The organism is Euzebya pacifica, assembly GCF_003344865.1.
Classification (GTDB): domain Bacteria; phylum Actinomycetota; class Nitriliruptoria; order Euzebyales; family Euzebyaceae; genus Euzebya; species Euzebya pacifica.
Map to the genome: position 1 here is coordinate 5,086,060 of NZ_CP031165.1, position 12,556 is coordinate 5,098,615.

The window sequence follows — 12,556 nt, forward strand, 5'->3', positions numbered from 1 at the left end:
TAGTGGTCGCCTCCCGGGCGTAGAGCGGTGCAGTGGCAGGAAGGCACGCGAGCCGCGACGGGCCGCGTGACGTGGTTTTACTTGGAGTACAGCTCGACGATCAGCTGTTCCTGGACGGGAACATCGATCTGCTTGCGCTCCGGCTGCGACAGCACCGAGATCTGGCGCTTGTCCTGGTCGAGCGAGACCCACCCCGGCTGGTTGCGGGTGCCCAGCAGCTCCAGCGCACCGATGACCGGCACGATGTTGCGCGAACGCTCGCGAAGGGTGATGACGTCGCCGACACGCACCTCGTAGGAGGGGATGTTGACCGTGCGACCGTTGACCTTGAAGTGCTTGTGGTTGACCAGCTGACGCGCCTCACGGCGGGTACGAGCAAGGCCACCACGGAACACGACGTTGTCCAGGCGCATCTCGAGGGCGACGAGCAGGTTCTCACCCGTCAGGCCCTGCGAACGGCTGGCGCGGTCGTAGTAGTTGCGGAACTGGCGCTCGAGGACGCCGTAGATGCGGCGAGCCTTCTGCTTCTCGCGCAGCTGCAGGAGGTACTCGGACTCCTTGATGCGTCCGCGGCCGTGCTCACCCGGCGGGTACGGGCGCTTCTCGAGCGCGCGTGCCGACTTGAGGTTGGCGTGCAGGACGGTGCGCTCGCGGCGCGACTGCTTGGCGATGGGACCGGTGTAACGGGCCATGTGTCGACCTTCTCTCTATCTCGTGGTGCCGGTGAAGGTGCGCGTCAGACGCGGCGACGCTTCGGCGGACGGCAGCCGTTGTGCGGGATGGGCGTGACGTCGCGGATGCCGCTGACCTCCAGGCCCGTGGCCTGGATGGAGCGAATCGCGGTCTCGCGGCCGGATCCCGGCCCCTTCACGCGGACGTCGACCTTGCGCATGCCGTAGCCGTCGACTGCCACGCGGGCAGCCTTCTCGGCGGCCTGCTGCGCGGCGTACGGCGTGGACTTGCGCGAGCCCTTGAAGCCCACGTTGCCCGCCGAAGCCCACGAGATGACGTTCCCGTCGAGGTCGGAGATGGAGATGATGGTGTTGTTGAACGACGACGTGATGTGCGCGATGCCGTGCGGGATCGTCCGACGTTCCTTCTTCTTCCCGCGCGAGCGGGCCTTCTTTCCCTGCGCCATGAGGGTGTGCTCCTGTGTGTGCCGAAGGGCAGTCGCGGCTGCGGTGCCCGTACCCGGTCATCTCGCCGCGTGGGGGACGTCGTCCCGTCTGCGCCGGAGGGTGAGGCGAACCGGCCCGACCGGCTGATCGGTTCGCCCTCCGTTCACCCCGTGGGGAGAAACGGATGTGGGCCGCCCCGTGGGAGCGGCCGCTGTCTGTGTGTTGCTACTTCTTCTTCTTGCCCGCAACCGTGCGCTTCGGGCCCTTGCGGGTCCGGGCGTTGGTGTGCGTGCGCTGGCCGCGGACGGGCAGGCCACGACGGTGGCGGATGCCCTGGTAGCAGCCGATCTCGACCTTGCGCTTGATGTTCTGCGCCACCTCTCGGCGCAGGTCACCTTCGATCTTGAACTCGTTCTCGATGAAGGCACGCAGGGCGAGCACCTCGTCCTCGGACAAGGCACCGATACGGGTGTTGGGGTCGATGTTGGTCGCCTCCAGCGCCTCGAGGGCGCGGGTGCGGCCAACGCCGAAGATGTAGGTCAGGCCGATCGCTGCCCGCTTTTCGCGAGGCAGGTCGACACCGGCGATTCTGGCCATGGGTTGCGATCCTCGGGGGTCGTGGCTGAGGCTTGGGGGTCACGGCCTGGTGGCCGTGTATCCTGCTGGCCGTCGGGAGCAGCCGGAGTTCGGCGATGACGGAGGACAGCAGGACGCCCACGCAAAGGCGTGGGGACGGAGCAGTGTAGCAGCGGCTCCAGCTCGCGCCAACCCTCGTGGGCTCGTGGGGTCAGCCGGCGAGGGTCACCGGGATGCGGGCCGGTTCCTCCAGCGGGCGGGCCGGCTCGTCGGAGCGGGCGGTCAGCACCCAGGGGCCGTCCGGTGTGATGGCCACGGTGTGCTCCCAGTGGGCCGACAGCGCGCCGTCGGCGGTGACGACGGTCCACTCGTCCTCGAGGGTCTCGGTCTCCTCGGTGCCCAGGTTGAACATCGGCTCGACCGCCAGGACCAGGCCGTTGGTCAGCTTGGGGCCCCGCCCCCTCCGCCCGTGGTTGGGCACCTGGGGGTCCTCGTGCAGGGCACGACCGACCCCGTGGCCGACGTACTCGTGCACGATGCCGTAGCCCTCGCGCCGCCCGACCGCTTCGACCGCGGCGGAGATGTCCCCGATCCGCTGCTTGGGCCTGGCCTCCAGCAGACCGGCCCACAACCCCTCGCGGGTCGCGCGGACCAAGCGGGCGACCTCGGGCGACACGGTGTCCTCCCCGCCGACGATCCACGTGGCCGCGGAGTCGGAGTAGTAGCCCTCCAGCACGCAACCGGCGTCGACCTTGATCAGGTCACCCTCCTGCAGGACGGTGTCCGGGGAGGGGATGCCGTGCACGATCTCGTCGTTGACCGATGCGCACAGGGTGGCCGGGAAGGGGATCCGCGAGCCGCTGCCGCCGTAGCCGAGGAAGGCTGGCACCGCGTTCTGGGCACGCACGTAGTCCTCGGCCATGCGGTCGAGCTCACCGGTGGAGACACCGGGGCGCACGGCCTCGGCGACCAGCTCGTGCATGTCGGCGATGATCTTGCCCGAGCGGGCCATGATCTCGATCTCGGCTGGGGACTTGCGGATGATCATGGGAGGAGCGTACGCGGCGGCGCCGAGCCGTTCACGACCGACCGATCGGCGTTCACGCCCTTCCGATCGGCGTTCACGTGCCCCTGTCCGGATCAGCCGAGCAGCTCCAGCAGTCCCACCCAGCCCCCGCGTTCGGGGACGTCGATGACGTGGTCGGTCGCGATGCCGTTGGCGACGCTGCCCTCGACCGCCACCGTGTGCCCCGCCCAGGCGAGCATGTCGAGGTCGTTCTCGCCGTCGCCCACCGCCAGCAGGTCATCGGCGGTCAGGCCCTGCGCGGTCGCCCAGCGGGAAATCCCCGTGACCTTGTTCACGCCGACGGGCGCCGCCAGGACCGTGATGCCACCGAACGTCGTGTCCAGCCCGCAGGTGACGGTTGCATCGTCGGCGATCGCCGTGGCAACCCGATGGGCGGCCAGCCCCCGCTCACCGGTCAGGCTGAGCAGCCCGAAGCCGACGGCCACACCCGCCGCGACCGGTTCGTGGGGGTCGGTGGGCACGGTGGCCATGTCGAACTGTGCGCGGTGCCGGTCGCTGGTCGGACAGTCAGGGGCGATGACGGCGTCGATGTCGGGCAACGACACGTGCACGACGGGTGACAGGCCCTCGGCGAGGAAGGCGTCGAGTACACGCTGCCCGGCCTCGGGCGCGAACGCCTGCCGGTGCCACTCCTGACCGGTGTGCAGGTCCGTGCCGACCGCCCCCGCCAGCAGCACCGCCGGGCCGAGCAGGCCGTGGCGGGCGAGCCGATGGCTGGCCGACCGACCCCGCCGTCCCGTCGCGAACAGCATGGGCACGTCGCGGCGGCGCAGCTCCGCGAACGCGGCAAGCGTCGCCGGGTGCACCTCCCCGTCGTCGTACCAGAAGGTCCCGTCGAGATCGGTGACGATGCCTGCTGGTCTCTTCGAGCCGACAGTCTTCGGGCGTGGTGCCGTCACGTCGTTCTCCCCCGGGTCTCGGGCGTACGGCCGGTCCTCGGGCGTGCGGCCGTTACCACTCCCCCTGCCCGGGGGTCAGGCGGTCGAGGCCTGGCGGCAGGCCGTCAGAACGCGCTCCTGGACCTCGTCGATGGAGCCGACCGCGTCGACGTCGACGAGCATGCCGACCTCGCGGTAGAACGGGATCAGGTCCTCGGTCTGGGCGCGGTACTCACGCATGCGGCGCTGGAAGACGGCCGCGTCGTCGTCGGCGCGTCCCTCCTCCGACTGCCGCTTGGCGATGCGCGCCTCGAGCTCGTCGTCGGGCACGGAGAAGTGCAGCACGGTGTCGAGCGTCTCGTCGAGCATGGCCAGCATCCCGTTGAGCGTGTGGGCCTGGGCGACGTTGCGGGGATAGCCGTCGAGCAGGAACCCGTTCTCGGCGTCGGGCTGGCGCAGGCGGTCGGCGACCATGCGGTTGGTCACGGAGTCGGGCACGAGCTCGCCCTTGTCCATGTACCCCTTGGCCTCCTTGCCCAGCGGCGTCTCGCCCTTGACGTTGGCACGGAAGATGTCGCCCGTGGAGATGTGCGGGATCGCGAAGGTCTCCGAGATCATCGCCGATTGGGTCCCCTTGCCCGCCCCAGGCGGTCCCAGCAGTACCAGTCTCAAGCGTCCGTCTCCTCGTGTGGCGTCGCGATAGTTCCGACGAGCCTACCGGCCGGTACGCCCAGCGGGCGAAACGGCGTGGCCCCGGAGGGGCGAAACGACCGAGGCCGCTCGCGACCGTGCGCGTTGCACCGCACCATCGGGCCGGCAACGCGCACACCCTCCGCCGTTGGGTGCGATGGGCAGCCCGTGGGGGCCGGCATCGCACACGCCGGGCCACCCCGTGCGACTTGGCCTGCCTGTCGAGGCCGGTATCGCACACGCCGGCCGCGACGGCGGTGCCCCGGACGTATCCGGCGGCCACAGCGGCCCCGACGACGGGTGCCCACAGGCCAGGGGCCCGACAACGACGAACGCACACACCCCGTGGGGCGTGTGCGTTCGGCAGGGTTCTCTCGGGCTAGCCGCGGATGAAGCCCTCGTAGTGGCGCTGCATGAGCTGCGACTCGAGCTGCTTCATGGTCTCCAGGCCCACACCCACCACGATGAGGAGGGTGGCGCCGCCCAGCGGGAACAGCGCGTCGCCGAAGCTCAGCACGACCAGCGGGAGGATGGCCAGGGCACCCAGGTACAGCGAACCCGGCAGGGTGATGCGGGTCAGCACGCGGTCCAGGTACTCCGCGGTCGGCCGACCCGGGCGGATACCCGGGATGAAGCCGCCGTACTTCTTCATGTTGTCGGCCACGTCGATGGGGTTGAACGTGATGGCCGTGTAGAAGAACGCGAAGAAGATGGTCAGCGCCAGGTACGTGATGATGTACACGGGGTGGGCGCCGGACGCGAAGTACTTGTCGGTGAAGTTCGTCACCGCGTCGTTGTTGACGATCGAGGCCGCCAGCGTCGGCAGGTACAGCAGCGACGAGGCGAAGATGATTGGGATCACGCCGGACTGGTTGACCTTCAGCGGGATGTAGGTCTGCTGGCCGCCGTACTGGCGACGGCCGACCTGCCGCTTGGCGTACTGCACCGGGATCCGGCGCTGGCCCTGCTCGACGTAGACCACGCCGACGATGAGGATCAGGCCGACGATCACGAACGCGATGAACAGCGGGAGCGACTGCTGGTAGATGGCCGAGAACTGGCCGGGCAGCGCCGCGATGATCGCCGCGAAGATGATGATCGACATGCCGTTGCCGATACCCCGCTGGGTGATCAGCTCGCCCAGCCACATGATGAAGGCCGTACCCGCGGTGAGGGTCAGGATCATCAGCGCGCGCTTGGGCACCGAGTCGTCGGGGATCAGGGCGCTGGTGTCGATGCCGGCGTTGCCGAACAGCTGGCCGGACTGGATCAGCACGATCAGGCCGGTGGACTGCAGGACGGCCAGGACGACGGTCACGTAGCGCGTGATCTGGGTGATCCGGGCCGTGCCGGTGGCGCCTTCCTTCTGCCACTCCTCCAGCTTGGGGATCACCACGGCAAGCAGCTGCATGATGATCGACGCCGTGATGTACGGCATGATCCCGAGCGCGAAGACGGCCAGCTGGGTCAGTGCCCCACCGCTGAACAGGTTCAGCAGCTGGGCGACGCCGCTGGCTTCGGCCTGGTCGAGGATGTTGTTGAGCACCGCGTAGTCGACACCCGGGATCGGGATGACCGAACCCAGGCGGTACACGGCGATGATCCCCAGGGTGAAGAGGATCTTGCCCCGCAGATCGGGGATCTTGAAGGCGTTCGCGAATGCGCGGAACATGCGTTCTCCTGTGGCTGGCAGGGCGGTCCCCGGACATCGATGACCGATGTGGGCGAGGCGCGGCCCCCCATGCTGACACGAAACGCTCCCCCGCGAGTGCGGAGGAGCGGTCGTGAGGTTACTCGGTGGTGCTGGCCTCGTCGGCAGGCTCGTCGGCCTTGCCGGAGAGCACGCGAGCCAGGCGCTCGATCGAGCCACCCGCCTCGGTGATCTTGGCCTCCGCGGACTTGGAGAAGCCCTGGGCCTTGACGGTCAGCTTCGTGGACAGATCGCCGTCGCCGAGAATCTTGACCCGCTCGCTGGGCTTGCGGATCAGGCCCTTGTCGGCCAGCTCGACCGGGGTGACGACGTCACCATCGGCGAAGTGGGCGTCCAGCAGGGACACGTTGATGCCCTGGTAGGCGACCCGGTTGCGCGGGTTGAAGCCCGGCAGCTTCGGCAGGCGACGCTGCAGGGGCATCTGGCCACCCTCGAAGCCGAGGGGGACGTTCTTGCGCGCGCCGGTGCCCTTGGTACCGCGGCCGGCGGTCTTGCCCTTGCCGGCAGCTTCACCGCGACCCTTGCGGGTCTTGCGCTTGGTCGAGCCGGCAGGGGGCTTGAGGTCATGGATCTTCACGATGTCACTCCTCCTCGTCGGCGGAGTCGGCGAGGGCGTCCTCGTCGACGGTGCCGTCGGGGTCGACCGCATCGGCATCGGACAGGGTCACCTTCTGGGAGGTGATGGGGCCCTGGCCGCGATCGCGGTACTTGGACTTGCCGCCGTTCGGCAGCAGGTCGTCGGAGACCTCTTCCACGGTGATCAGGTGGGTGACCTTGTGGGCCATCCCCCGGATCTCGGGACGGTCGGGAACGACGACGGTCTGACGGATGCGCTTGAGGCCAAGGGAGTGCAGGGTGCGAATCTGGTTCGCCTGCGCGCCGTTGGTGCTGCGCCTCTGGGTGATCTGCAGCGCCATGGCCCTAGCCCTTCCCGGTCATGTTGGCGTACATCTTGGGCGGCATGAAGTCCTCCATCTCCAGGCCGCGCTGCTGCGCGACGTCCTGGGGACGCTTGAGGTTCTGCAGGCCGTTCACGGTGGCGTGCACGACGTTGATCGCGTTGGGGGTACCAAGCGACTTGGCCAGCACGTCGGTGATCCCGGCAGCCTCGAGCACCGCGCGGACCGGACCACCGGCGATGACACCGGTACCGGGGGCGGCGGGCTTGAGGACGACGCGACCGGCGCCGTGGATGCCGATGATGGGGTGCACGATCGTCTTCTGGATCATGGGGACCTGGAAGAAGTTCTTCTTCGCGATCTCCACGCCCTTCTGGATCGCGGCGGGGACCTCCTTGGCCTTGCCGTAACCCACGCCGACGGTGCCGTTCATGTCACCGACGACGACGAGGGCGGTGAAGGAGAACCGACGGCCACCCTTGACGACCTTGGCGACGCGGTTGATCGCGACGACCTTCTCCTCGTAGGGGCTCTTCTCTTCCTGGCGGCCACCACGGCCGCCACGGCCGCCACGGCCACCGTCACGACCGCCAGCGCGGCCACCACGGCCACCGGGGCCGCCACCACGCGGGTTGTTCGGGGGTGCGTATGCCATGTCAGTACTCCTAGAACTTCAGCCCGGCATCGCGGGCTGAGTCGGCCAGCGCCGCAACGCGGCCCTGGTAGCGGTTGCCGCCACGGTCGAAGACGACCTTCTCGACGCCAGCGTCCTTGGCCCGCTCGGCGACGAGCTTGCCGACGGCCTTGGCGGCGCCGATCTTGCCGTCGCCCTCGGGGGCGAAGGTTGCCTCGGCGGACGACGCGGCGGCCAGCGTGGCGCCGGCGCGGTCGTCGATGACCTGGACGTAGATGTGGGTGTTGGAGCGGTAGACGGCGAGCCGGGGGCGAGCGGCGTCACCACGCACCTTCTTGCGAAGGCGGAAGTGGCGACGGTCGCGGCCGGCGCGTCGTGCGTCAGTCTTTGCCATTGCTAACCAGCAGCCTTTCCTGGCGTCGCACCGAAGGTGCGCAATGAAATCTGTGAGGTCGGGAAGGCCATAATTAGCCCGCGGCCTTTCCGGCCTTGCGCAGGATGGTCTCGTCGGCGTACTTGACGCCCTTGCCCTTGTAGGGCTCCGGCGGGCGCAGCTTGCGGATGTTGGCGGCCACCTGGCCGACCTGCTGCTTGCTGATGCCCTTGACGACGATCTCGGTCTGCGAGGGAACCTCGAACTCGATGCCGTCGATGCCGTCGATGACGACGTCATGGGAGAAGCCGAGCTGCAGCTTCAGGCCCTTGCCCTGGGCAGCAGCGCGATAACCGACGCCGACGATCTCCAGCTTCTTGGTGAAGCCGTCGGTGACGCCGATCACCATGTTGGCGACCAGGGTGCGGTACAGGCCGTGGAGCTCACGGGCCTCGCGGGTCTCGTTGGGGCGACTGACGACGACCTGCCCGTCCTCGACGTTGACGTCGATGCCGGGGTTGAGGGTCTGGGTCAGGGTGCCCTTGGGTCCCTTCACGGTGATCTGGTCAGCAGTCTTGCTGACGTCGACCCCGCTGGGGATCTCGACTGGGTTCTTGCCGATGCGACTCATGGTCGTGTTCCTTCCGCTACCAGACGTAGGCGAGGATCTCGCCACCGACGCCGGCCTTGCGGGCGTCTCGGTCGGTCAGCAGGCCCTTGGACGTGGACACGATCGCCACGCCGAGGCCGCCCAGCACGCGGGGCAGCTCCTCGGCCTTGGCGTACACGCGCAGCCCCGGCTTGGAGATGCGGCGAATGCCCGTCAGGACGCGCTCGCGGTCCTTGGTGAACTTGAGGGCCACCTTGAGGGTGGCCTGGGGGGTGGTGGGCTCGACCAGGAAGTCGCGGATGTAACCCTCCTGCTTGAGGATCTCCGCGATGTTGGCCTTGAGGTTGCTGGACGGCATCTCGAGCAGCTCCGTGTACGCCATGTTGGCGTTTCGGATCCGCGTGAGCATGTCGGCCACCGGGTCGGTCATCGTCATTGTGGTGATGCGCTCCTTGGGGTTGCCGGGACCTGTCGCTGGTGGCGAAGGCCCGGTACTTCCCTTCGTGGGTGGTGGCCCGGGTTGTCGGGCCGGATGAGAGTGGTGCTAGACGGACTGCAGGCGCTGCAGCGGCTCGGGAGCCGCCTCGCCCTCGGCACGCTTGAACGGGAAGCCGAACGCGTCGAGCAGCGCACGGCCGCCCTTGTCGTCCTTGGCGCTCGTCACGAACGTGATGTCCATGCCGCGGATGGCGTCGATCTTGTCGTAGTCGATCTCCGGGAAGATCAGCTGCTCGGTGACGCCCAGCGTGTAGTTGCCGGCACCGTCGAACTTCGACGGCAGGCCGCGGAAGTCACGGATGCGCGGCAGGGCCAGGGTCAGCAGGCGGTCCAGGAAGTCCCACATGCGCTCGCCACGAAGGGTGACGCGTGCACCGACGGCCATGCCCTCACGGAGCTTGAACGTCGCGATGGACTTGCGGGCCAGGCGGACCTGGGGCTTCTGACCGGTGATCTGGGTCAGGTCGCCCATCACCCGCTCGATGACCTTGGAGTCACCGACGGACTCGCCGACGCCGACGTTGACAACGATCTTCACCAGCTTGGGGATCTCCATGACGTTGGAGATGTCGAGCTGCTCGGTGAGCTCACCCTTGATGGTGTCGTTGTACAGGGCCTTCAGGCGCGGGACGTAGGTGTCCCCCTCGACCGGAGCCGCGGTGGACGCGTCCACCGTGGGGTCCTGCTCGGAGGGCAGGTCCGCGATCTGCTGCTCGGTGGTGTCTTCGGCGCTCATTACTCGAACTCGCTTTCGCACTTGCGGCACAGCCGGTACTTGACGCCGTCCACCCAGGTCGAACCAACACGGGTCGGTTCGTTGCACTCGGGACAGATCGGCATGACGTTGGAGGCCTGGATGGGCATCTCGACGTGCTCGATGCCACCCTCGCGGGCGCCGCGGTTGCTCATGGAGACCTGGCGGTGACGGGTGGCGATGTTCACGCCCTCGACCATGACCTTGTCACGCTTGGGGTAGACGTTGACGACGCGGCCGGTCTTGCCCTTGTCCTTGCCGGCGATCACGACGACCTCGTCGTTGCGCTTGATCCGCATCATGGCTACAGCACCTCCGGGGCGAGGGAGACGATCCGCATGAACTTGCGGTCACGCAGCTCACGGCCAACCGGGCCGAAGATGCGGGTGCCTCGCGGGTTGTTGTTGTTGTCGATGATCACGCAGGCGTTGTCGTCGAACCGGATGTAGGAGCCGTCCTTGCGACGACGCTCCTTGGCGGTGCGGACCACGACGGCCTTCACCACATCACCCTTCTTGACGTTGGCCTGCGGGATCGCGTGCTTGACGGTTGCGACGATGACGTCGCCCACGCCGGCGTAACGCCGACCGGATCCGCCCAGCACGCGGATGCACAGCACCTCACGCGCGCCGGAGTTGTCGGCGACGCGGAGGCGGGACTCCTGCTGAATCATTGGTCTTCTCCTGAGGGAGTGCTCTGCCCGTCGAGGGGACTAGGTGGTGACCCCATCGGGGCCGGGGGAACGGCGAGGTGCACGGGGATCGTGCACCTGGCCCCCTTGCTGACTACTTGGCGCGCTCGAGGATCGAGGCCACGCGGAACCGCTTGTCCTTGGACAGCGGGCGGGTCTCGACGATGCGAACGCGGTCGCCGATGCCGGCGTCGTTGGTCTCGTCGTGCGCCTTGATGCGCTTCGACTTGGTGACCGTCTTGTGGTACTTCGGGTGCTTCACGCGGCGCTCGACCAGGACGACGACCGTCTTGTCCATCTTGTCGGACACGACGATCCCGTCACGGACCTTGCGGGCCGCGCGGCCCGACTCAGTGGTGGCTTCCGACATCAGTTGGTCTCCTCAGCAGTGGATGCGGCGGCCTTGCTCAGGCGTTCGCGCTGCACGGTCATCACGCGGGCGATGTCCCGACGCGTGACGCGCAGCTGCTTGTAGTTGTCCAGCTGCCCGGTGGCCAGCTCGAAACGCAGGTTGAACAGGTCGGACTTGAACTCCTCGAGCTTCTCGTCCAGCTCGGAGTCCGACAGTTCACGCAGCTCTTCGGCCCTCATGCGGACTCAACTCCTTCACGAACCACGAAGCGCCACTTCACCGGCAGCTTGTTGCCGGCCAGGCGCATCGCTTCACGGGCGACCTCTTCGGACACACCGGAGATCTCGAACATGACACGACCCGGCTTCACGACCGCGACCCAGCCCTCGGGCGAACCCTTGCCGGAACCCATGCGGGTCTCGGCCGGCTTCTTGGTGTAGGCCTTGTGCGGGAAGATGTTGATCCACACCTTTCCGCCACGCTTCATGTAGCGGGTCATGGCGATACGGGCGGCCTCGATCTGGCGGCTGGTGACCCAGGACGCGGAGAGCGCCTGGATGCCGTAGTCGCCGTACGTGATCTCGGATCCACCCTTGGTCAGGCCGCGCTTGCGCCCGCGGTGGGGCTTGCGGTACTTGACGCGCTTTGGTGCAAGCATCGTTGACTACCCTTCGTCCAGTGCCTCGGACCACTCGTCAGCCGCGTCGGGCTGCGGGGTCGTGGGCTGTGGTGCGGATGACGGGTCGGGGTCGACCGGCTGCGGGACGGCCTCCTGGGCGGGGACGGAAGCGTCCATCGCCTGGGCGTCGTTGCCGGTGATCTCCGACTGCTGCGCCGGCTCGGAAGCCGGAGCGGTGGTGGGGTCGGGGCCGGCCGGCGTGGTGCCGGTGGGGGCCTCTTCCTCGGCGGCGGCCATCTGGCGGGCCACCTGGGCGGTGACCTGCTCGGCAGCAGCCTGCTGCGCGGCGGCCTGGGCCGCACGCGCCTCGGTTTCGAGGCGCTCGCGCTCGCGACGGGCGCGGGCACGGGCCAAGCGCTCCTCGCGGTCCTCGCCCTGGGGGAGGACGATGCCGGTGTAGATCCAGACCTTGACGCCGATGCGGCCGTAGGTCGTGCGGGCCTCGTCGAAGCCGTAGTCGACGTTGGCACGGAGGGTGTGCAGGGGCACCTGGCCCTCGCGGTACCACTCGGTGCGGCTCATCTCTGCGCCGCCCAGACGACCGGAGCACTGGACACGGATGCCCTTGGCGCCGGCCTTCATGGCGTTCTGCGTCGCACGCTTCATCGCACGACGGAACGACACGCGACCCTTCAGCTGCTCGGCCACGTTGTGGGCCGTCACCTGGGCGTCGAGCTCGGCGTTCTTGACCTCGTTGATGTTCAGCTTGATCTGCTTGCCGGTCATCTTCTGCAGCGTCTCGCGGATGGCGTCTGCCTCCGCGCCACGACGGCCGATGACGATGCCGGGACGAGCCGCGCGCACGTCGACCGTGATGCGGTCGCGGGTGCGCTGGATGTCGATCCGGCTGATGCCAGCGTGACGAACACGCTCACGGATGTAGGTACGCAGCTCGTAGTCCTCCTGGACGTAGGCCGCGTACTCCTTCTTCCCGGCGAACCACTTGGACTTGTGGTCCTTGATGATGCCGAGGCGGAACCCGTACGGGTGAACCTTCTGACCCATG

Annotated in this window: 20 protein-coding genes; all 20 read right to left on the reverse strand. The window is 68.1% G+C overall.

Annotation, left to right across the window (positions count from 1 at the left end):
- Window positions 1-77: 77 nt before the first annotated feature.
- The gene (gene rpsD / locus DVS28_RS21890; RefSeq protein WP_114593361.1) at window positions 78-692 is read right to left on the reverse strand and encodes a 30S ribosomal protein S4; all 615 of its coding nucleotides are present in this window, start codon (window positions 690-692) and stop codon (window positions 78-80) included.
- A gap of 44 nt (window positions 693-736) precedes the next feature.
- Window positions 737-1,138, reverse strand: coding sequence for a 30S ribosomal protein S11 (gene rpsK / locus DVS28_RS21895; RefSeq protein ID WP_108665854.1), 402 nt, complete (start codon window positions 1,136-1,138; stop codon window positions 737-739).
- Between the two features lie 205 nt (window positions 1,139-1,343).
- Window positions 1,344-1,715, reverse strand: coding sequence for a 30S ribosomal protein S13 (rpsM, locus tag DVS28_RS21900; protein WP_108665853.1), 372 nt, complete (start codon window positions 1,713-1,715; stop codon window positions 1,344-1,346).
- Window positions 1,716-1,905: 190 nt separating this feature from the next.
- Window positions 1,906-2,742: a type I methionyl aminopeptidase gene (gene map, locus DVS28_RS21905; RefSeq protein ID WP_114593362.1), complete on the reverse strand. Its 837-nt coding sequence runs from the start codon at window positions 2,740-2,742 to the stop codon at window positions 1,906-1,908.
- Window positions 2,743-2,834: 92 nt separating this feature from the next.
- Window positions 2,835-3,680 (reverse strand): HAD family hydrolase, encoded by an 846-nt coding sequence (locus tag DVS28_RS21910; protein ID WP_114593363.1) that lies wholly within the window; start codon window positions 3,678-3,680, stop codon window positions 2,835-2,837.
- Window positions 3,681-3,755: 75 nt separating this feature from the next.
- A complete protein-coding gene (locus DVS28_RS21915) occupies window positions 3,756-4,325 on the reverse strand; it encodes an adenylate kinase (RefSeq protein ID WP_114594340.1) in 570 nt (189 codons plus the stop codon).
- A gap of 403 nt (window positions 4,326-4,728) precedes the next feature.
- Window positions 4,729-6,021: a preprotein translocase subunit SecY gene (gene secY / locus DVS28_RS21920; RefSeq protein WP_114593364.1), complete on the reverse strand. Its 1,293-nt coding sequence runs from the start codon at window positions 6,019-6,021 to the stop codon at window positions 4,729-4,731.
- A 118-nt stretch (window positions 6,022-6,139) separates the two neighbouring features.
- Window positions 6,140-6,640 (reverse strand): 50S ribosomal protein L15, encoded by a 501-nt coding sequence (rplO, locus tag DVS28_RS21925; protein ID WP_342795453.1) that lies wholly within the window; start codon window positions 6,638-6,640, stop codon window positions 6,140-6,142.
- A 1-nt stretch (window position 6,641) separates the two neighbouring features.
- Window positions 6,642-6,977, reverse strand: a complete 336-nt coding sequence (rpmD, locus tag DVS28_RS30295; protein ID WP_114593366.1) for a 50S ribosomal protein L30 — start codon at window positions 6,975-6,977, stop codon at window positions 6,642-6,644.
- Between the two features lie 4 nt (window positions 6,978-6,981).
- Complete coding sequence (gene rpsE / locus DVS28_RS21935) at window positions 6,982-7,614, reverse strand: 30S ribosomal protein S5 (RefSeq protein ID WP_114593367.1); 633 nt, start codon at window positions 7,612-7,614, stop codon at window positions 6,982-6,984.
- Between the two features lie 10 nt (window positions 7,615-7,624).
- A complete protein-coding gene (gene rplR / locus DVS28_RS21940) occupies window positions 7,625-7,987 on the reverse strand; it encodes a 50S ribosomal protein L18 (protein ID WP_114593368.1) in 363 nt (120 codons plus the stop codon).
- A 73-nt stretch (window positions 7,988-8,060) separates the two neighbouring features.
- Entirely contained in the window at window positions 8,061-8,597 is a 537-nt protein-coding gene (rplF, locus tag DVS28_RS21945) for a 50S ribosomal protein L6 (protein ID WP_114593369.1), read from the reverse strand.
- 16 nt (window positions 8,598-8,613) lie between these two features.
- The gene (rpsH, locus tag DVS28_RS21950; protein WP_108665844.1) at window positions 8,614-9,012 is read right to left on the reverse strand and encodes a 30S ribosomal protein S8; all 399 of its coding nucleotides are present in this window, start codon (window positions 9,010-9,012) and stop codon (window positions 8,614-8,616) included.
- A 108-nt stretch (window positions 9,013-9,120) separates the two neighbouring features.
- Window positions 9,121-9,810, reverse strand: a complete 690-nt coding sequence (gene rplE, locus DVS28_RS21955) for a 50S ribosomal protein L5 (RefSeq protein WP_114593370.1) — start codon at window positions 9,808-9,810, stop codon at window positions 9,121-9,123.
- Window positions 9,810-10,130 carry a 50S ribosomal protein L24 gene (gene rplX / locus DVS28_RS21960; protein ID WP_342795428.1) on the reverse strand — a complete coding sequence of 107 codons (321 nt, stop codon included), beginning with the start codon at window positions 10,128-10,130 and terminating at the stop codon, window positions 9,810-9,812. Before rplX ends, rplE begins: the two co-directional genes overlap by 1 nt.
- A gap of 2 nt (window positions 10,131-10,132) precedes the next feature.
- Entirely contained in the window at window positions 10,133-10,501 is a 369-nt protein-coding gene (gene rplN, locus DVS28_RS21965; protein WP_108665842.1) for a 50S ribosomal protein L14, read from the reverse strand.
- Between the two features lie 112 nt (window positions 10,502-10,613).
- Window positions 10,614-10,889: a 30S ribosomal protein S17 gene (gene rpsQ / locus DVS28_RS21970; RefSeq protein WP_108665841.1), complete on the reverse strand. Its 276-nt coding sequence runs from the start codon at window positions 10,887-10,889 to the stop codon at window positions 10,614-10,616.
- Window positions 10,889-11,110 (reverse strand): 50S ribosomal protein L29, encoded by a 222-nt coding sequence (gene rpmC / locus DVS28_RS21975; protein WP_108665840.1) that lies wholly within the window; start codon window positions 11,108-11,110, stop codon window positions 10,889-10,891. Before rpmC ends, rpsQ begins: the two co-directional genes overlap by 1 nt.
- The gene (gene rplP, locus DVS28_RS21980; protein ID WP_114593371.1) at window positions 11,107-11,529 is read right to left on the reverse strand and encodes a 50S ribosomal protein L16; all 423 of its coding nucleotides are present in this window, start codon (window positions 11,527-11,529) and stop codon (window positions 11,107-11,109) included. Before rplP ends, rpmC begins: the two co-directional genes overlap by 4 nt.
- A 6-nt stretch (window positions 11,530-11,535) precedes the next feature.
- Entirely contained in the window at window positions 11,536-12,555 is a 1,020-nt protein-coding gene (gene rpsC / locus DVS28_RS30030; protein WP_108665838.1) for a 30S ribosomal protein S3, read from the reverse strand.
- Between the last annotated feature and the right edge of the window lies 1 nt (window position 12,556).

Bases quoted from the DNA above. Each gene is read 5' to 3' on its own strand.
- rpsD (WP_114593361.1), bottom strand. From the start codon at position 692: ATGGCCCGTTACACCGGTCCCATCGCCAAGCAGTCGCGCCGCGAGCGC.
- rpsK (WP_108665854.1), bottom strand. From the start codon at position 1,138: ATGGCGCAGGGAAAGAAGGCCCGCTCGCGCGGGAAGAAGAAGGAACGT.
- rpsM (WP_108665853.1), bottom strand. From the start codon at position 1,715: ATGGCCAGAATCGCCGGTGTCGACCTGCCTCGCGAAAAGCGGGCAGCG.
- map (WP_114593362.1), bottom strand. From the start codon at position 2,742: ATGATCATCCGCAAGTCCCCAGCCGAGATCGAGATCATGGCCCGCTCG.
- secY (WP_114593364.1), bottom strand. From the start codon at position 6,021: ATGTTCCGCGCATTCGCGAACGCCTTCAAGATCCCCGATCTGCGGGGC.
- rpmD (WP_114593366.1), bottom strand. From the start codon at position 6,977: ATGGCGCTGCAGATCACCCAGAGGCGCAGCACCAACGGCGCGCAGGCG.
- rpsE (WP_114593367.1), bottom strand. From the start codon at position 7,614: ATGGCATACGCACCCCCGAACAACCCGCGTGGTGGCGGCCCCGGTGGC.
- rplR (WP_114593368.1), bottom strand. From the start codon at position 7,987: ATGGCAAAGACTGACGCACGACGCGCCGGCCGCGACCGTCGCCACTTC.
- rplF (WP_114593369.1), bottom strand. From the start codon at position 8,597: ATGAGTCGCATCGGCAAGAACCCAGTCGAGATCCCCAGCGGGGTCGAC.
- rpsH (WP_108665844.1), bottom strand. From the start codon at position 9,012: ATGACGATGACCGACCCGGTGGCCGACATGCTCACGCGGATCCGAAAC.
- rplE (WP_114593370.1), bottom strand. From the start codon at position 9,810: ATGAGCGCCGAAGACACCACCGAGCAGCAGATCGCGGACCTGCCCTCC.
- rplX (WP_342795428.1), bottom strand. From the start codon at position 10,130: ATGATGCGGATCAAGCGCAACGACGAGGTCGTCGTGATCGCCGGCAAG.
- rplN (WP_108665842.1), bottom strand. From the start codon at position 10,501: ATGATTCAGCAGGAGTCCCGCCTCCGCGTCGCCGACAACTCCGGCGCG.
- rpsQ (WP_108665841.1), bottom strand. From the start codon at position 10,889: ATGTCGGAAGCCACCACTGAGTCGGGCCGCGCGGCCCGCAAGGTCCGT.
- rpmC (WP_108665840.1), bottom strand. From the start codon at position 11,110: ATGAGGGCCGAAGAGCTGCGTGAACTGTCGGACTCCGAGCTGGACGAG.
- rplP (WP_114593371.1), bottom strand. From the start codon at position 11,529: ATGCTTGCACCAAAGCGCGTCAAGTACCGCAAGCCCCACCGCGGGCGC.
- rpsC (WP_108665838.1), bottom strand. From the start codon at position 12,555: ATGGGTCAGAAGGTTCACCCGTACGGGTTCCGCCTCGGCATCATCAAG.